The organism is Stakelama saccharophila, assembly GCF_032229225.1.
Taxonomy (GTDB): Bacteria; Pseudomonadota; Alphaproteobacteria; order Sphingomonadales; family Sphingomonadaceae; genus Sphingomonas; species Sphingomonas saccharophila.
Map to the genome: position 1 here is coordinate 1,303,767 of NZ_CP135076.1, position 18,727 is coordinate 1,322,493.

Consider the following 18,727-nt stretch of genomic DNA (forward strand, 5'->3'; position numbering starts at 1 on the left):
TGACCCCTTCCCTCGAAAGGGGGGAGATGGACGGGCACCTTCCCAATCCCACCCGTCGTTCCTGCGCAGGCAGGAACCCATGTCTCCCGCGACACCCACACCGCGCCGAAAACCATTTTCCTACACCCGCCGGTCTATGCCACCACCGGCACTGCTCTTTGATATCGGTTATACTCCCCGCGCGCGCACCCGCGCACCCGCGCGCGTTGAGGTGCGACCTTTGCGGTTCTCCGCGAGTTGGTACGGCCGGTTCACCGTCTTCGCGGGACGTTTCGCTCATCCGGAACGACCGATCTCGCGCCAGGCGGCCGGGTTACGTCCGGCGGCCAGCTCCGCGACCACGGCATCATGCGTGCCGCGACGCAGCGGATTGGCGAGCATCACGAGGACGGACAGAAGGAACCCTGCAGCCGGCAGCAGCAGCATGGTCCACCGCATGCCGGCCATGGCGAGCGGCGTCTGTTCGGCATGGGGGACATAGCCGATCGTCGTATAGATCAATCCCATCAGCCCGGCGGCCAGGCCCAGCGACAGCTTCTGTGACAAGGCGGCGACGCCGTAGGACATCGCCTCCACCCGAATGCCGGATCGATGCTCGCCCAGTTCGACCGTGTCGGGCAGGAGCGCCCAGAAGGCGAAATTGACGCCGATGACGGGTGCCTGCATCGCGATCAGCAGCGCCTGCACGACAATCGGGTCGCGCGGGCGCAGGACCGCGAACAGGCCGAGCACGACGATCGCCAGCCCCGCGCTTGCGAACCAGACCCCGCGGCTGCCCAGCCGTCTGGAGACAGCCATCCAGAGCGGTACGAACACGGCGCCGGCAAACCCCATCAGGGCGAGCGCCGTCGATCCGCCCCCGGCGTCGCCCAGCACGTAGGTGAAATAATAGAGGATCGATTTGGTCAGCACGGTGACGCCGATCACGACCGCCGCCATCGCGAGATTGAGCGTGACGAAGGCGCGGTTCGCCGCCAGGACGCGGGCGCAGTCGCGCAGCGGGTGCCGGGCCGTCGTGCGCGGCGCGGTTCGTTCCGGTACGCCGGTGGCCACCAGGATCAGGATCACGGTGGCGACGAGCGCGAAAAGGATCGCGGTCGCCAGGAAACCGGCCGCGCTTTCGGCGTCGCCGCCGACGATCCGCCCGATGCGCGGCGTCGCCAGGGCCACGGCGATCGCCGCGGCGGTGCCGAACAGCATCCGCAGGCCGGAAATGGTCGCGCGGTCGCGGCTGTCGTCGCTGATCCGCGTCGTCATCGCCGAATAGGGGATGTTGACCAGCGCATAGAGCGTCCGGAACGCCAGATGGGTGACGAACGCCAGTCCGACCAGCAACGAAAGCGACAGGTCGGGCGCTGCATAGAGCAGGACGAAGGCGCAGCCGAGCGGAACCGCTCCCCAGCCGACATAGCGTCGATAGCTGTCATGTTCCGACAGGCGCTGCGCCCGGAGGCCGACGATCAGGTCGGCCAGCCCGTCCCAGAAGGATCCCGCCATATAGACCAGTCCGGCGACGCCGGCCGGCAGGCCCAGCGCCTCCGTATAGAAGAAGAAGACATAGAAGATCAGGCTCTGCCAGTAGAGGTTGCAGCCGAAATCGCCGGACGCGAACAGGATCAGGCGTCCTTTGCCGACACGACCGCGCTTGGCACTCACCGGGATCATGCCTGCCGCCTAGCCGCAGGTGCGCGGATTGCGCCAGCGTAAAGCGGCGAGCGATTTACTTTTTGTAACCGTGATGATGGCAGGAACGGTGCACCTCTCCGGCGATGCAGCCAAAGGTTACGGGAGCAGACCAACGTCCATGTCGCCGACCATTCCCTTGATCGCGCCGCGCCCGGTGCCGCTCAGTTCGCTCGCCGAGCGACTGGCGGCGATGGAGGCGCGCGGTATCTATTCCAACGCGGGGCCCCTGGTGCGCGGGTTCGAGGAGGAGGTCGTCTCCCGCTTGTTCGACGGCAGGGGCGCCGGCCTCGCCGTCGCCAACGCGACGCTGGGGCTGATGCTCGCGATCCGCCAGGCGGCGGGCCGGGACTGGCGTGGCGAACGGTTCGCGATGATGCCTGCCTTCACTTTCGCCGCGACCGCGCAGGCGGCGCAATGGGCGGGACTGACGCCGCTGTTCGTCGACAGCGACCCCGACGACTGGTCCGCCGCGGCCGCCGCCGAAGAGGCCGCACTCGCCGCCCACGGCGATCGGATCGCGGTCGTCGTGCCCTATGCCACCTTCGGCAACGGCATTGATCTGGCGCGCTATCGCCGCCTGCAACAGGATCACGGCGTCGCCGTCGTCGTCGATGCCGCGGCGTCGCTGGGCGGGCTGGACTGCGACGGGCATGGCATCGGCACCGGAATGCCGTTCGCCACCGTGTTTTCCATGCACGCGACCAAGCCGTTCGCCACGGCCGAAGGCGGGCTGATCTATTCGGGCGATGTGGGGCGCATCGACGAATTGCGCGACATGGTGAATTTCGGCTTCACCCGTCCGCGGTGCGCGACCCTGCCCGGACTGAACGCCAAGCTGCCGGAGGTGATCGCACTGATGGCGCACGCCAAGCTGGCCGGGATCGACGCGGTGGGCGAGCATCGCGCGGCGCTTGCTGCACGTTATGGCGCGCGTCTCGGCGCCGCATTCGATCGGCAGCGGCCGCTCGGCCGCCGGCCGATGGCCCAGTTCCAGTCGCTGCTGCTGCCCGAAGCGCTGGCGGTGCAGCGCGACGATATCCTGCGCCTGCTGGATCAGGCCGGAATCGGCGCTGCGCATTACTTCGCGCCGCATTGCGCGCAGCAACCGCATTTCCGCCGGACCGCGATCAGCGAACCGACGCCGGTGGCCGATGCCATCGGCCGGCGCATCGTCAACCTGCCGCTGCACGAAGCGATGGCCATTCCCGATGTCGACCGTGTCTGCGACGCGCTGCTCGACGCCTGCGAGACCACGGCGCGGCCGAGCCGCGTCATGGCGCAGGCGGCCGATCCGGCGAAGCAGCGTTTCGAAACGGTGATGATCGGCGGCGGCCCCGCCGGCATGGCGGTGCTGACGGCGGCGGCGAAGGCGGGCCGGCTGGAAGAGTTCGCATCCGGACTGGCGATCGCGGATGCCGGCGACCGACCGGGCAGCGGCAATCTGGGCAATTATGCCATTACGTCCGACAGCACGGCGGAGACGTTTCTGTCGGCGGCGAAAGACAGCCGCTATCCCGAACTCGCCGCGCTCGTCGACCATCCCGCCGGGCTCGACATCGCGCGCTTCTCCGGCGCGCTGGGCGTGCCCCTCGCCAGGACCCGTCCCTTTCTGGAAGGGCTGGCCCGCGAACTGACATCGCTCGCCCGCCGACACGGCGGGGCGGTGGAGACCGGGCTGGAAGCAATCGGGACCAGGCGGCTGGCCGATGGCGGCTGGGTCACGACGCTGCGCGACCGCACCACCGGCGCCGAGCGGTGCTGGCGCAGCGACAACATCGTTCTCGCCACCGGCGGCTACCAGTGCGCGGACAGCATCCGCAAGGCGCGCATCGACGACATGCCGCTGCACGAACTGGCGGGGGACAGGCTGGTGGCGAGCGATCCCGTTCTGCGACTGGGCGGTGTCGACGACCTGCGCGAGCGACTGGCCGGTCTGCGGGCGCCCCGGATCGCGGTGATCGGCGCGTCCACCAGTGCGTTGGCGGCGGTCACGCTGTTGTTGAAGGCCCAACCGGCCCTGCCGCTCGGCGCCGGTGCCGTGACGCTGCTGCACCGACAGCCGCTGCGCCCCTTCTATCCTTCGGTCGAGGCCGCGCGCGCCGACGGCTTCACCGATTTCGGACCGGACGACATCTGTCCTGTCAGCGGCTTCGTTTACCGGTTGGCGGGGTTCCGGCTGGAGGCACGCGAATTGGTGCTGCGCATGTTGGGCATCGGCGGCCGCGTGCCCGATCCCAGGGTCGCGCTGCACCATGTCGCGGTGAAGGACCGGGCGGCGCGGCGGATCGTCGAGCAGGCGGATCTGGTGATCGCGGCGCTGGGCTATCGCCCGCGCGCGCTGCCGCTGTTCGGCGCCGATGGCCGCGCGATCGCATTGGCGGCGCATGCGGCGGGGCGACCGCGCATGGTCGATCAGCAATGCCGCGTCATGGATGCTTCGGGAGCGGCCATTCCCGGCGCGTTCGGCATCGGACTGGCCGCGGGCTTCGTTCCCGAAGGCGCGCTGGGCGGGGAGCCCAGCTTCACCGGCAAGGCCAACGGCCTGTGGCTGTGGCAGAACGATGTCGGCCGGCTGGTCGTGGATCAGGTGCTGGCCCGGCGGTCGAACGCCGCGGCGGCCTAGGCATGGTCGCGCCGACGGTCAGCGTCCTGATCGCAGCCTATAGGGGCGCCCCGCTGATCGCGGAGACGCTCGACAGCCTGTACGCCCAGACATTTTCCGATTTCGAGGTCGTGATCGTCGACGATTGTTCCGGCGACGAGACGGCGGCCCTGGTGCGCGGCTATGGCGATCCGCGCGTCCGGCTGATCGTGGCGCCCGAAAATGGCGGCCCCGTCGCCGCGCGCAATCGGGCGTTCGCCGCCGTTCGCGGCCGCTATGTCGCCGGGCTGGACCATGACGATGTCTGCCGGCCCGACCGGCTGGCGCGACAGGCGGCCTTTCTCGACGCAAATCCGGACTTCGTCCTGGTCGCCAGCCATGCCGAGCTGCTGGTCGACGGGATGGTGCGGCCATCGCCACGCGTTCACGGCATGACGCCCGACCAGATCGACTGGATGATGCTGACGCGCAATCCGCTGGTCTGGTCGTCGGTGATGTTCCGCGCGGATGCGGCGCGGCGGCTGGACGTGTTCGAGCGGTGCGATCGCCTCTATGTCGAGGATTTCGACCTCTATCACCGCCTGCGCTCCTTCGGGCGGATCGCCGAGATCGATCTGCCGCTGGTATGCTATCGTTCCCATGCGGGCGGATTGTCCAAACGATTTGCCGGCCGGATGCTGGAAACGGCGAGTATGGTGCTGGCGGAGGCGCAGGACCGCCTGTTCGGCCGCCACGACGCCGACGCGATCGGGTTGTTCATCCGCCACCTGATGGCGCGCGAGCCGGTTCGCGATGCAGCGACCCTGGAGCGGCTGTTTACCGCCGTGGCCGCGTTGCGGCGACAATTCTTCGCCGCAAAGGCGCTCGACGATGCGGCGCGGATGGCCGTGGATCACGACATTTCGCAACTCTGGTGGCGAACCTGTCGCGAGGCGGTGCGATCCGGCGCGATGCCGCTCCGCCGCGCGCTGGCGACGCCGGCGGGACGCGACGCGGTGCGCCATGCCCGGCCCGGAGATCTCCTGATGTCCGAGGTGATCGGCCGGATTCGGGCGGTACGCCAGGCGCGCATACGGGCCTGACGCCCCCCCTTTTATCGCCTTGCGGCGATCAGTCGGATGGCGAACCCGTCGCCCGGCACCCATCCGCACCGGCAACGGGATTTCAGCGTACGCGTTCGGCCTGTTCGTGTTCGATAAGGCCGGGATCGGCGCACAGATCCTGGAACAGCGCCCAGCACAGGAGCATCATCACGAAGACGAAGGGGCAGGCGACCAGGATCGTGAAGGTCTGCAGCGCCGCGAGGCCGCCGACCAGCAGCAACACGGCCGCCACGGCCGCGCTGGCCACAGCCCAGAGGGCGATCAGCCAGCGTTTGGGGCTGATCGCGCCGCGTGACGACAGCGTCGCCAGCACGATCGCGCTCGCATCCGCGCCGCTTACCCAGAAGATCGCGGTCAGCGCCATCACGACCGCGCCGGTGACGATCGGATAGGGGAAGCCCTGCAGCGCGGCGAAGAAGGCGTTTTCCGGCGCACCGGCCGCGGCGATGTCGACCACGCCGCTGGCCTGCAGGTCGATGCCCGCGCCGCCGAACACCACGAACCAGAGCGTGGAGACGAGGGTGGGAATGACCAGCACGCCGAAAACGAATTCGCGGATTGTGCGTCCGCGCGAGATGCGGGCGATGAAGGTGGAAACGAACGGGGTCCAGGAGATCCACCAGGCCCAGAAGAAGATCGTCCAGTTCGACATCCAGTCCTCGCCGCCGAAGGCCGCGGAGTGGAAGCTCATCGCCACGAAATCGTTGAGATAGGCGCCGAGCGACGACGGGATGAGGTCGAACAGGAACACGGTGGAACCGAACACCAGCACGAACAGCAGCAGGAGCCCGGCCAGGATCATGTTGCCGTTGGAGAGCCATTTGATGCCGCGATCGACGCCGCTCAGCGCCGAGATGATGGCGAAGATCGACAATATCACGATGATCACCATGGCCAGACCGACATTGCCGCCGCCGGTGCCTTCGACGGAGACGTGCTGGCTCCAGCCGAGGTAGAGGCCCAATCCGCCCGCGATCTGGAGCGCGCCGAGACCGAGCGAAGTGGCGCCGCCGAATTTCGTCGCCACGATCGCCCAGATGTCGATGGGCCTGCCCCAGCCGCGCCGTTCGATCCGGTCCTGGCCCAGCAGGGCCTGGAACGGCCCGCTGATCAGGTTGCCGCGCCCCTTGCGGAAGGTGGAGTAGGCAAGGGCGAGGGCGAACAGGCCATAGATCGCCCAGGGATGCAGCCCCCAATGGAACAAGGTGTAGGCCATCGACAACCGCCCGGCATCCGCCGTGCCGGCATCGACTCCCCAGCCCGGCGGGGGATTGGTGAAATGGGATACCGGTTCGTACACGCCGTAGAACATCAGGCCGATGCCCATGCCGGCGCTGAACATCATCGCCACCCAGGACGCGGTGGAGAATTCCGGTTCCTCGTCCGGCTGGCCGAGCGGGATGCGGCCCCAGGGGCCGAGGGCGAGGACGAGCAGGAATATCAGGAATCCGGTGGCGGCAAGGATGAAGACCCAACCCAGATTCTGCATCACCCAGTCCAGCGCCCCGCTGGAAATGCGGTTGACGGCATCGGGGGCCAGCGCGCCGGTAATGCAGAAAATCAGAACGAAGCCGAACGAACATGCGAATACGACGGGATCGATGTCGTTGCGCTCCGGCGGGCTGGGGGCTTCTTCCAAACCATGTCTCCCGAAGACGCCGGGTGGCGATCTCGCCTGCCATCGTCCGGCATAGTGAGCATATGTTCGACCATATCGGTCGGCCGGGCGCAAGGCCGATGCCGCAGTGGAAGACACAATGCGGCAAACCGCCCGGCCTCGCTGCTGGCGTTGCGGCGTTACGCATCCGCGCCACGGTGGCGGCGCCTGACGGCCGGTTCGTCAGCATTCCGCAACCATGCGATATTCATATCCCATATGGTGTGCGAGTTGGCTGACGTCGCTGTCCCAGCGGCTGCGCTCCCGTCGATAGATCTCCCACGCCCGGTCCATGCCGCGCAGGGCCACACCCCGGTCCGCCAGCGCGGAATGCACCTCGCCAAGATGTTCGCGCCAATCGGCGTTGGCCCGCGCTTGCGGCTTTACGCTTTCGTCGTGCGAGGGAGCGGTTCGGCGGCACTCGTCGATGAAATGCCGTGCGGCATCGCGCAGGCTCACGAAGCCGCGTGACCGGAGCAATTGGGCATTGCGGTCCGGGTCCAGCAGCGCGTCTGCCAATGTCGTGAGGTCGAGCGCGTGGAAGGCGATCCAGGCGCTGGAAAGTTCGGGCCGGCGCCGCCGGTAATAGCGCGCGATCGGATAGGCATGTTGAAGCTGGATCAACGAAAACAGCCGGTCGCCGAGGCTTTCGAGCGAGTTGCTGGCGGTCGGGTCGGCGCTGCCGGTCGGGAACAATCCGGCCAGTGCATCGGCGATCCGCCCCGTGCCGCCCGTGCCGCCGTGAAGCGAAAGGGCGAAGCTGTCTCGCGCGTTCACGGCGCCGTAGATATTGAGAGTGTAGCTGAGAACCAGCGTGACGATGCTGAAGCCGGCCGCGGCCTCGATGATCGTCAGCAATCGCGCGATCGGCTTGCCGGGCACCAGATCGCCCAGTCCCAGCGTGGCGAAGTTGTAGCCGCTGAAATAGACGGCGGTGATGAAATCGGTCCCGGTACTGCCAGAGGACGCGGTAATTCCGTCGCCGAGCATGGGCAGATAGACGAGCGCAAAGCCGATCGTCAGCAGGATCGCCCAGATCGCCGCGATTCCCATCAGCAGGGCGGGACCGGCGAAAAGCATGACTCGGCCGCGCAGGTGCAGCGCCTGGTCCACGGCGCGGAATATCGGCCAGCATGCCCGGATCAGGCGCGAGGACAGCAGGTTGATATTGGCGCGCGCCATCAGCACGGTGGCGAAGATGTCGGCCAGCGTGATCGCGATCAGAACCGCGCCGCACAGCGTCGCCAGGGCCGGCATTGCACATCTCCGTCTTGCCGCTTCGTCGTCAGCCCTACGCCCGCCCGGCATGGCCGGTTCCGCGCGGCATCGGCAACGCGTCTATAATTGCCGGAAATTTCCCGTTGCGTTCAGCAGGAACACCAAGGTGCCGCCGCACAGGGACGCTGCGATGCGGGCAAGCAGGTACGGGATTCCGGCCGGCCCCGACAGCAACCAGAATAGCGACAGGATCGCGATCAGGCCGATGCAGCCATTGACGACGAAATAGATATAGCCGAGCCAGAGATCGCGCTCACTGCCCGGAAACACGCAGATGCGGGCCAGGGCATAATGCAGCGAATTGGCGCAGAAAAAGGCGAAGGCGGCCGCTGCCATCCGGTTCCAGCCCAGGCCGTCGACCATCAGCCACAGTGCCGCCAGATCCAGCACGAACGCAATGACGGAGGCGACGGCATTGCGGGTGAACAGGGCGAACGAGCGGCGATTGAACAAGCGCTGCGCGAACGGCCCGGCATGTGCCTGATCGGTCTGTGGTCGTCTATATGGCGGCTCGGTCGCGGAGCGGCGGCCGGTACGAGGGGGAGAAACGGAAAGGCTCACGTTGCGGAAACGGCTTGCGGAACGATCTTATCCATCGCGGTGCGATCGCCGCGATCGGGCGGCGGCGTCTATGCCACGCGCCACCGGAAAGCGGGTGCGCGCCGCTGGCATCGGCGTCGTGCATCGAAGGACCGCGCGGCCGCACGGATTCCGACCCGCCGCACCTGTGGGCACCGCAGGTCATGCGCTGGGCACCGGCTTGCAGGAACGCAGCGGAAAGAGCGTCAGAATCGCTATCAATCCCCGAAATAATGCGGCAGCGCCATCGACAGCCAGGGGACATAGGTAACGAAGCCCAGTGCAACGACGAGGGCGCCGTAGAAGGGCCATATCGTCCTGACTGCGCGTTCGACGGGGATCTTGCCCACCGCCGATCCGACGAACAGCACCGATCCCACCGGCGGAGTCACCAGGCCGATGCCCAGGTTCAGCATCAGGATGATCCCGAAATGCACGGGGTCGATGCCCAGCGGGGCGACGACCGGCAGGAAGATGGGCGTGGTGATGACGATCAGCGGCGCCATGTCCATGAACGTGCCGAGCACGAGCAGCATGACGTTGATCATGAGAAGGATGATCAGCGGATTGTCGGAGATCGACGTCATCACCTGCGACAGTTCCTTCGGCACTTCGAGGATGGCGAGCGCATAGCCGAACGCGGTGGCGGCGCTGATGATGAGAAGCACCATCGCCGTTGTCCGCACCGATTGCATCGCGGCGCCGAAAAAGTCCTTCAGGCCCAATGTGCGATAGCCGAAGACGCCGATCAGGATCGTGTAGATCACGGCGATCGCGGAGCTTTCGGTGGCGGTGAAGATACCGCTAAGGATTCCGCCCATGATGATCACGGCGGTCAGCATACCGGGGATCGCGCCGAAGAAGGCGACCATGAACGGCCGCCAGCCGGGAAACACGCCGGCCGGATAGTCGCGCTTCACCGCGACGATCCAGGCGACGACCATCAGCAGCGCGCCGGTCAGCACGCCCGGCACGATGCCGGCGAGGAACAGCGCGCCGATCGACACGCCCGTGCCAGATGCGGCGGCATAGATGATCATATTGTGCGACGGCGGGATCAGCAGGCCGACGATTGCCGCCGTCACCGTGACGTTGACGGCGTAATCGGCGTCATAGCCCTTTTCCTTCATCAGCGGCACGAGCGTCGAACCCATGGCGGAGGCACTGGCGATCGCCGATCCCGATACCGCGCCGAACAGCATCGAGGCGCCGACATCGACCTGGCCCAGCCCGCCGCGCGCGCGGCCGAATACGGCTTCCGCCACCTGCATCAGCCGCCGGGCGATGCCGGCGCGGTACATCAGGTCGCCGGCGAAGATGAAGAAGGGAATCGCCATGAGCGTGAAGACGCTGATGCCCGACGCCATACGCTGCATCGCGACCACCATCGGGATGTCGAGCCAGGCGAAGGTCGCGAGTGATGCGCCCATCAGCGCGAAGGCGACCGGCACGCCCAGCGCAAGCAGGATGAGCAGGGTCGCGATGAGGATCGTCAATGCCATGGGTCAGTCCACGCTCGCTTCGTCTTCGTCGCCAGCGGGATCGCCGCGCAGCAAATGTTCGATGGAAAACAGGATCATCAACACGCCCGACAGCGGCAGCGGCAGATAGGCGACGCCGCGTGACAGGCCGAGCGTCGGGATTTCGTGCTCCCAGGTCAGGCATACGAGTTCGGTGCCCCAGATCGCGAGCGACAGGCCGGCAAGCGCGACCACCGTGTGCACGAACCAGCGCATCGGCCGGCGGACATGCGCCGGCACCGCGTTTTCGAGCGCGGTGATGCGGATGTGGAAGCGTTCGCGCACCCCGGCCGCCGCGGCGAAGAAGACGTACCAGATCATCAGGATGAGCGAGGCTTCCTCGGCCCAGGACGGGCTGGAATGGAGAACATATCGGCCGAACACCTGATAACCGATGATCGCGGTCATCAGGATCAGGCCGACGGCGCCGGCCGCCAGCATGAAATTGCTGCTGCGTTCGGGCCAGCGGCCCAGCGGTTCACGCATCCGCCCCTCCCATCGCCTGGATCTGCCGCACGAGGTCGCGCTCCCGCCCGGTCGTGACGAACCGGTCCCACAGCGGCCGCGTCTTGTCCTGAAACGCCTTGTGATCGACCTCGTTGACCTTCGCGCCGGCGGCAAGCACCGCCCGGCGCGCCGCGACGACGCGCGCGTCCCATAATCTGCGCATGTACGGCACCGATTCCCGCGCGCTTTCCATGATGATCTCCTGATCGGCGCGCGATAGCTTGTCCCAGCGGATCTTCGACATCAGCAGCACCTCGGGCGCCATGACGTGCTGCGTTTCGCTGTAATAGGGCGCCACTTCGAAATGGCGTTCGGACTGGTAGGTGGGCCAGTTGTTCTCGGCACCGTCGATCACGCCCTGAACAAGGCCCTGATAGATCTCGCCCAGCGCCATCGGCGTCGCGTCCGCGCCGAGTGCGTTGACCGTACCGACATAAAGATCGGAATTCTGCACCCGGTATTTGCGCCCGCGCATGTCGCCGGGCGTACGGACGGGACCGTAGGTGTTGTAGAAGCTGCGCGCGCCGGAATCATAATAGCACAGGCCGATCAGTCCGTGCCTGGTCAGCGATTGCAGGATCGCCTGGCCGGGCGGACCGTCGAATGCCCGGCGGCTGTGTTCGATCGAATCGAACAGGAAGGGCAGCGACAGGATCATCGTCATCGGCTCGATCGCGTTGAGCGGCGCGATGTTGACGCGATTGATGTCGAGCCCGCCGAATGCCGTGATCTCCAGCGTGTCGCGTTCGGAGCCCAATTGCCCGCCGGCGAACATCTTGATCGACAACCGCCCGTTGCTGCGCCTTTCGATCAGGTCGCCGAAATATTCGACCGCCCTTACCGTCGGATAGTCGCGCGGATGCGTGTCGTTGGCGAACATCTGCGTCCGGGGCGCGCGATCGCATGCAGCCAGCATGCACAGCGACCCGATCATGAACCCGCGGCGGCCCGTTCTGAGCATATCCCTCCCGTCCGACCGGCGCCGTGCCGATCCCCACTGCCGTTTCTTGCGCGCCGGCAAACTTACTAGCGCCGATGCTGCATCGTACACGACGCATTGTCATCGGACCGTTTCTGCCTTAGGCCTAACGAAACATGACACCGGTTACCAGCCCCTTTTGCGGGTTCGGATGGCCGGGCCGAGCGTGCAGTTGCGCAGGATAAAGGAGAACTGGATGTCGAAAGGGGTTGTGCAGAATCGGATCAGGGCCGGGCTGGCGGCGACGGCGCTTGCCATTGCGTTCGTTCCCCTCGCGGGGATGACGCCGGCGGAAGCGCGGGAACAGCAGGCCCCGGATCGCCAGCGGATACTCGACGCCATGAAGCGCGCGACGAAGTTCATGGTTGAGGATGTGAGCACGCATGGCGGCTATGTATGGTCGTACCTGCCGGATATGTCGCGCCGCTGGGGCGAATTGGAGGCCAGGCCGAGCATGATCTGGGTGCAGCCGCCCGGTACGCCCGACATGGGGAACCTGTTCCTCGACGCCTATCACGCAACGGGCGACGAATATTATTATGAGGCCGCGAAAAAGGCCGCCGACGCGTTGATCGCCGGCGAGATAGCGACCGGCGGCTGGAACTATTTCATCGATTTCGCCGGCGAGGCGTCGACCCGCCAATTCTATGACACCGTCGGCAAGAATGCGTGGCGGATGGAGGAATTCCAGCACTATTGGGGCAATGCCACCTTCGATGACGACGGCACGGCGCAGGCGATGAAGTTCATCCTGCGCCTTTATGCCGAGAAATTCGATCCGAAGTACAAGAGCGAAGTGATGCGCAACATCGACTTCGTGCTGGAAAGCCAATATCCCAATGGCGGATGGCCGCAACGCTGGCCGTTGAAGCACGAGTTCGTGCACCACGGTCTGGCGGACTATACGTCCTATATCACGTTCAACGACAATGTGACGGCGGAAAATGTCGATTATCTGATCGACTGTTATCAGGTCCTGTCGGACCAACGGCTGCTTCCGGCCATCTATCGCGGAATGGACATCTATCTCCTGACGCAGCAGGGTCAGCCGCAGCCGGGCTGGGCCTTGCAATATACGCCGGTAAAGCTGGAGCCCGCGGCGGCGCGCAGTTACGAGCCCAAGGCATTGGCGACGCACACCACCGCATCGGCCGTCGAGCAATTGATGCGCTTTTATCGCCTGACCGGGGACAGCAGATATCTGGCGCGCATTCCCGAAGCGCTCGACTGGCTGGAATCGGTGAAACTGCCGCCGGATCAGGCGAGCCCCAAGGGAGCCTATCCCACCTTTATCGAGATCGGCACGGGCAAGCCGCTCTATCTGCATCGCCGGGGCTCGAACGCCGCCAACGGCGAATATTATACGAGCAGCGAGCCGGATCACGTCATCGGCCACTATTCGTCCTATCGAAATATCGACGTCGCGGCCCTGCGCCGGGAATATGAACGGATGCGGGCGATGCCGCCGGAGGAGGCGCGCAGCGAATCGCCGCTTTTCCATGCGCAGGCCGGGGCCTTTCCGCGCTTCGTGGAAACCGACACGTCGGGGACGTCGGACCTGAATGACGATATGAGCGCAAGGAACACGCAGGCGATCGTCGCCGGGCTCAACGCGCAGGGCTATTGGCCGACCGAACTGAAGGCGACGAGCAATCCCTATATCGGCGATCCATCCGACGCGCCGGCCGACAAGGATTACGAAACGACGCGCGTCGGCGACAGATACGACACGTCGCCTTATTATGCGGACAAGCCCGTCATCGGGATTTCGACGGCGGCTTATCTCAACAATATGGGCAAGTTGATCTCCGCGCTGGAACGGCAGGGCGGCTGAGGGAGACGAAACGATGACGGGTATGGCACTTCTGATCACGCTTGCGCTTCAGGCGGTGCCCGCCGCCGGCCAGGGGCGCGTCATCCACGAAGGCGACACGGTGACGCGCGAAGTGCCACCACATCACGGCACGGGCATGAGCACCGCCTATCGGATCAGCGATCAGATGCCGAACCGGTCGATGGAATTCCGCAAGCGCGTCATGCATCCCGGCGCGAGCATCGGCATGCATGTGATCGCGCATGACGAGGTCTATTATGTCGTCGGCGGCACAGGCGAACTGACGGTCGACGGCAGGGTGTCGACCGTTCGCGCCGGCGATGCGGCATATCTGTACGACGGGAACGATGTCGGCATTCGTCAGACGGGAGACGACGACCTGGTGCTGTTGATCGCGTATCCGCTCCGCGAGCGCGCGGAGTAAAGCCCGGCCGGCTTCCTGCGGACAGGCATACTCACCCGTGCCCGGACGCGTGGCGGAAAAGAGTCGATAGGTGCGTCAAATCCGGGGCTGTGTGAACATCCCCCGGTGCGATCATCCTTCGCCTTGCGCGGCTACGAAAGTGCAGTCGAGGGGGTCGTGCCCGTCGAATCGCGCAGAGAAGCTGTCGCCGACCGACACCGGGTGAACCCCGGTCACCGCGCCGGATGATATCCACAGGCCCGGTTCGATGGCGATGCCGCGCCGCGCGAGCAGCGAGAACAGGAACCGAGCGGCGCCGATCGGGCCGTCCGGCATGGCGGATGCCTTGGCGCGCCCGACCTCTTCGCCATTGCGATAGGAGACGACATCCCAATCGGCGAAAGCATCGTCCTGCCAGTTGGATACCGCCTCGCCGATCAACAGGCCGTAATTGTTGCCGCAGTCGGAGACGGTGACGCCGGGGCCGTGGTCGTTGATGCCGGGAAAGGGCGAACTCGCCACCTCGATGCCGAGATGGACGGCATCGAGCAGCGCCTTCGCTTCAGCAAGGGTGAAATCGACCTTTCCGTGCGGCGGGCGCTTGCCCACGCGCAGGAGGAATTCGGCCTCGCCGGCGGCGAAGCCATCGGCAAAGACGGGCATGGAATTGCCGGCTGCGGCATCGGTGACCGTGAAAATGGGGCCGGCGAGGCGATCCGCCCCATATTGATCGTCGAGGGGCGGCATGATGCGGCCGACCTTCCAGCCCAGGACCGGCCGAGCATCGAGCGCAATCGCTTCGTCCTGGATGCGATAGGCAGCTTCCAGTGTTTCCGGAGCCGAGCCGGGATATTCAGGTAGGACGGTGGCGGAGCGGCGCGCATTGACGAACCGTTCCGCGATCGCCTTGGCGCTCGCGCTCATTCGGCATTTCTCCCTTTCGTCGGTCGGTGCGGATGATTGTCCGACCCGGTGCGGACAGCGATATGGGAAACCGGTGTCACAAGCAAGGGATCGTTCGAGCCCGGTTGTTTTACCCGCGTAAAAGCTTGCTTTCTTTCCGACTCCGCATAAGCCCTGAAGGATATTGCCGTACAAAGCGCTCCGTCACATTGTCCGGGCGTCAGCCTGCGGCGCAGAGGAGGGCGGATGGCCGCAAAGAATAGAGAGAACGGGTCGCAGCCGACGATCAACGACGTGGCCCGTGTCGCCAGCGTCTCGAAAAAGACCGTAAGCCGCGTCATCAACGGATCGCCGCTGCTGAACGACGATACCCGCAAGCGCGTTCAGGAGGTCATCAAGGATCTCGGCTACGTTCCCAATCCGCAAGCGCGCGCGCTTGCGCTGCGGCGCAATTTCCTGATCGGGCTGGTCCACGACAACCCCAATGCGCAGACCGTGTTGAAGGTGCAGCAGGGCATCCTCGAAGCGATCCGCGATACCGAATTCGAGCTTGTCGTGCGCCCGGTCGATCGCGGCATGGTGAACATGCTGGAGGATATTCGGCAGTTCCTGGAGCGGCAGCGGCTGTTCGGCGTGGTGTTGATGCCGCCTATCTCGGAAAACGATTCGCTGGCCGAACTCTGTCGCCAGATCGGGTGTCGCTATGTCCGGATGGGCTCGGCCGAACTCGACCAACCCGGCAACATGGTCGCGTCGAACGATCGGGAAGCGGTGCGCGATGCGATCAGGTATCTGATCGAGCAGGGACATAGCCGGATCGGCTTCGTGTCGGGGCCGCACGGCTTTCGCTCCGCGCTCGAGCGCCGGCTGGGCTTTGAGGAAGCGCTGGAACAGGCGGACCTCAAGCTGCCGCGCAGCATGATCGCCGACGGCAATTACACGTTCGATTCGGGGCTGCTCGCCGCCGAGCGGCTGCTGGATCTGTCGCCGCGGCCGACCGCGATCTTCGCCAGCAACGACGAGATGGCGACCGGCGTGCTGCAGGCGGCGCGGCGGCGCGGGATGGACGTGCCCAAGGACCTGTCGATCGTCGGTTTCGACGACACGCCGATCGCCAGCCATATCTGGCCGCCGCTGACGACAGTGCGCTGGCCGATCGCCACCATGGCGCGCTCCGCCGCGCTGAAACTGACCGTCAGCGTGACCGAAGGCGAACAGGAGGTGGATGAGCCATCGATGTTCCTGTCGACGCTGATCCGCCGCGGATCGGTCGCCCCGCCGCCGCGCGATTAGAGCCGATTGCGAGCTTGGGGAGGCGATCCTAACCGGGGCTTCGCCTGCGCTGTCCCGGCTGAGGGGCCGGCGGGATATTGCTTTGACATAGCCTGAAGTGCGGGGGCCATTGTCAGGGTTATTCGAGTATCGAGCGTTAAATCCGATTCGCTTGCCCTGCGCCTGTCGAAGGGCTGTTCTTCTTCTTCCCTCGAAAGGAGACTTCCGCAAAAGGCGCGAAACGGAAGCCTCTTTCGTCATGCTGAACTTGTTTCAGTATCCGCTTAGCTGCAATATCAAGCGCTTAAGATAAGCGGCTCGGTGGCCCCGGCCTCCGCCGGAGAGACGAGAATGGGTTTCGCAGAGGCATCCTGGGTAGGAGCGCAAGGCTTCGACAAGCTCGGCCCCAACGGTTGTGGGTGTTCGAACGTTCAGCCCAACTGGAATGGGGTGAATCTTGATTGCCCAGCCCGACCATTCCTGTGGTGGCCGATCATTTCCGGAAAATCGTCTTCGGTGGTTTGCGATGGCCTTGCATTGCAATCTGACACCGGTTACCAATCGGGCCAGTCGGAACAGCGGATCGGCCGGGAGAGGACGGGCTTGCTGCCAAGGGCGGCGCGGATGGGCGACAGGTTCGCTCCCGTCGATTCATGCGATCGCGGGCTCGCGGTCCCAATCATGAAGCAGGAGCTGCCATGTTCGAGAAAACCTATCACGCCACCCACCCGGACATGATGGATCGGGTTGAAAATGATGAATTGCGCGACCGCTATCTGGTTCAGGGCATGTTCGCGGACGGCGAGATCAACCTCAATTACTCGCATAACGAACGCTTCGTCATCGGCGGGGCCGTTCCCAAGGGCGGCGCACTGAAGCTGCCCGACCAGACCGAGCCCGAAAGCGCCAGGGGGCATCCGTTCCTCGAGCGGCGCGAAATGGGCGTGGTCAATATCGGTCAGCCGGGCAAGGTCACCGTGGACGGCCAGGGCTTCGACATGGCCAACAAGGATTGCCTCTATATCCCGATGGGATCGAAGGACGTGCAGTTCTCGGGCGATGGCGCGCGCTACTACATCGTCTCGCTGCCGGCGCACAAGCGCTGCGAGGTGAAGAAGATCTCGGTCGCCGAGGCCAATCCGCTGAAGAAAGGCGGGCTCGAGGCGTCGAACGAGCGCACCATCTATCAGCTCGTCATCCCCGGCATCTGCGAAAGCTCGCAGCTGCTGATGGGCCTGACCATCCTGCAGCCGGGCAGCGTATGGAACACCATGCCGCCGCACCTCCACGACCGGCGCAGCGAGATCTATCTCTATTTCGACCTCGATGAGGACGACCGTGTCTTCCATTATATGGGCCAGCCCGATTCGATGCGGCACATCGTCATGGAGAACGAGCAGGCGGTGATCAGCCCGCCCTGGTCGATCCATATGGGCTCGGGCACCAAGGCCTATACCTTCATCTGGGCGATGGGCGGCGAGAATCTCGACTATACGGACATGAACGTCCTCGACATCTGCCAGTTGAAGTGAGCGCGATGACCAGTCCTTTCGATTTGAGCGGCAGGGTCGCTGTCGTCACCGGCGCGAATACCGGCATCGGCCAGGGCATCGCGCTCGCGCTGGCCGAGGCCGGCGCAGATATCGCCGCAGTCGGCCGCACGCCGGCCGAGGAGACCGTGGCCAAGGCGCGCGAGCTGGGGCGCCGGGCCGAGATGGTGTCGGCCGACCTGTCGACCATCGAACCGGTCGCGCGCGTGGTCGACGAGGCGGTCGAAAAGCTCGGCGGGTGCGACATCCTGGTCAACAATGCCGGCATCATCCGCCGCAACGACAGCCTCGACTTCACCGAGGAGGACTGGGACGCGGTGGTCGACACCAATATGAAGAGCGTCTTCTTCCTGTGCCAGGCCGCGGCGCGGCACATGGTGAAGCAGGGAGGTGGCAAGATCATCAACATCGCCTCGCTCCTGAGCTTTCAGGGCGGCATCCGCGTGCCGAGCTATACCGCGTCGAAGAGCGGCGTGGCGGGGCTGACCAAAATCCTCGCCAACGAATGGGCCGCGAAAGGCATCAACGTGAACGCGATCGCGCCGGGCTATATCGCCACCAACAACACCCAGGCGCTGCGCGACGACGCGGACCGGTCGAAGGCGATCCTCGACCGCATTCCGGCGGGGCGCTGGGGCGATCCGAAGGATATGGGCGGCGCTGCGGTGTTCCTGGCATCGAGCGCTTCCGATTATGTCGACGGCCATGTCCTGGCGGTCGATGGCGGCTGGCTCGCGCGCTGACGAAGGGGACGGGCGCGGGCCGCCGCGACATGCATTAGACGGACAGCAGCGAAGCGGACCGCCGAGAGAAGCGGGCGTCGTGATGGCCGAAAAGGAGGGGCTATGGAGACT

General features: G+C 65.5%; 15 protein-coding genes. 7 read left to right on the forward strand and 8 right to left on the reverse strand.

Features of this window, described 5'->3' with window-relative positions; translation table 11 throughout:
- Positions 1 to 276: 276 nt before the first annotated feature.
- Entirely contained in the window at positions 277 to 1,665 is a 1,389-nt protein-coding gene (locus tag RPR59_RS06050) for an MFS transporter (protein ID WP_313917706.1), read from the reverse strand.
- A gap of 139 nt (positions 1,666 to 1,804) precedes the next feature.
- On the opposite strand from RPR59_RS06050, the gene RPR59_RS06055 reads away from it, so the two are divergent.
- Entirely contained in the window at positions 1,805 to 4,309 is a 2,505-nt protein-coding gene (locus RPR59_RS06055; protein ID WP_313917708.1) for a DegT/DnrJ/EryC1/StrS family aminotransferase, read from the forward strand.
- Between the two features lie 2 nt (positions 4,310 to 4,311).
- Complete coding sequence (locus RPR59_RS06060) at positions 4,312 to 5,370, forward strand: glycosyltransferase family 2 protein (protein ID WP_313917710.1); 1,059 nt, start codon at positions 4,312 to 4,314, stop codon at positions 5,368 to 5,370.
- Positions 5,371 to 5,452: 82 nt separating this feature from the next.
- On the opposite strand, the gene RPR59_RS06065 is transcribed toward RPR59_RS06060, so the two are convergent.
- From RPR59_RS06065 to RPR59_RS06090, 6 genes are all read right to left on the reverse strand, one after another.
- Positions 5,453 to 7,030: a BCCT family transporter gene (locus tag RPR59_RS06065; protein WP_313917712.1), complete on the reverse strand. Its 1,578-nt coding sequence runs from the start codon at positions 7,028 to 7,030 to the stop codon at positions 5,453 to 5,455.
- A 201-nt stretch (positions 7,031 to 7,231) separates the two neighbouring features.
- Entirely contained in the window at positions 7,232 to 8,305 is a 1,074-nt protein-coding gene (locus RPR59_RS06070) for a potassium channel family protein (protein WP_313917714.1), read from the reverse strand.
- 81 nt (positions 8,306 to 8,386) lie between these two features.
- Positions 8,387 to 8,779, reverse strand: a complete 393-nt coding sequence (locus RPR59_RS06075) for a GtrA family protein (protein WP_313917716.1) — start codon at positions 8,777 to 8,779, stop codon at positions 8,387 to 8,389.
- Between the two features lie 344 nt (positions 8,780 to 9,123).
- Positions 9,124 to 10,407 carry a TRAP transporter large permease gene (locus tag RPR59_RS06080; RefSeq protein WP_313917720.1) on the reverse strand — a complete coding sequence of 428 codons (1,284 nt, stop codon included), beginning with the start codon at positions 10,405 to 10,407 and terminating at the stop codon, positions 9,124 to 9,126.
- Positions 10,408 to 10,410: 3 nt separating this feature from the next.
- Positions 10,411 to 10,911, reverse strand: coding sequence for a TRAP transporter small permease (locus tag RPR59_RS06085; protein ID WP_313917723.1), 501 nt, complete (start codon positions 10,909 to 10,911; stop codon positions 10,411 to 10,413).
- Positions 10,904 to 11,893, reverse strand: a complete 990-nt coding sequence (locus RPR59_RS06090; RefSeq protein ID WP_313917725.1) for a TRAP transporter substrate-binding protein — start codon at positions 11,891 to 11,893, stop codon at positions 10,904 to 10,906. Before RPR59_RS06090 ends, RPR59_RS06085 begins: the two co-directional genes overlap by 8 nt.
- 214 nt (positions 11,894 to 12,107) lie before the next feature.
- Here RPR59_RS06090 and RPR59_RS06095 point away from each other — a divergent pair, with 214 nt between their 5' ends.
- Both RPR59_RS06095 and RPR59_RS06100 read left to right on the forward strand, forming a co-directional pair.
- A complete protein-coding gene (locus RPR59_RS06095) occupies positions 12,108 to 13,745 on the forward strand; it encodes a pectate lyase (protein WP_313917727.1) in 1,638 nt (545 codons plus the stop codon).
- A gap of 13 nt (positions 13,746 to 13,758) precedes the next feature.
- The gene (locus RPR59_RS06100; RefSeq protein ID WP_432280295.1) at positions 13,759 to 14,169 is read left to right on the forward strand and encodes a cupin domain-containing protein; all 411 of its coding nucleotides are present in this window, start codon (positions 13,759 to 13,761) and stop codon (positions 14,167 to 14,169) included.
- 111 nt (positions 14,170 to 14,280) lie between these two features.
- On the opposite strand, the gene RPR59_RS06105 is transcribed toward RPR59_RS06100, so the two are convergent.
- Positions 14,281 to 15,072, reverse strand: coding sequence for a 2-keto-4-pentenoate hydratase (locus RPR59_RS06105; protein WP_313917729.1), 792 nt, complete (start codon positions 15,070 to 15,072; stop codon positions 14,281 to 14,283).
- 225 nt (positions 15,073 to 15,297) lie between these two features.
- Here RPR59_RS06105 and RPR59_RS06110 point away from each other — a divergent pair, with 225 nt between their 5' ends.
- From RPR59_RS06110 to kduD, 3 genes are all read left to right on the forward strand, one after another.
- A complete protein-coding gene (locus tag RPR59_RS06110; RefSeq protein WP_313917730.1) occupies positions 15,298 to 16,344 on the forward strand; it encodes a LacI family DNA-binding transcriptional regulator in 1,047 nt (348 codons plus the stop codon).
- Positions 16,345 to 17,021: 677 nt separating this feature from the next.
- Positions 17,022 to 17,855 (forward strand): 5-dehydro-4-deoxy-D-glucuronate isomerase, encoded by an 834-nt coding sequence (gene kduI / locus RPR59_RS06115; protein ID WP_313917732.1) that lies wholly within the window; start codon positions 17,022 to 17,024, stop codon positions 17,853 to 17,855.
- 5 nt (positions 17,856 to 17,860) lie between these two features.
- Complete coding sequence (kduD, locus tag RPR59_RS06120; protein ID WP_313917734.1) at positions 17,861 to 18,616, forward strand: 2-dehydro-3-deoxy-D-gluconate 5-dehydrogenase KduD; 756 nt, start codon at positions 17,861 to 17,863, stop codon at positions 18,614 to 18,616.
- Positions 18,617 to 18,727 lie beyond the last annotated feature (111 nt).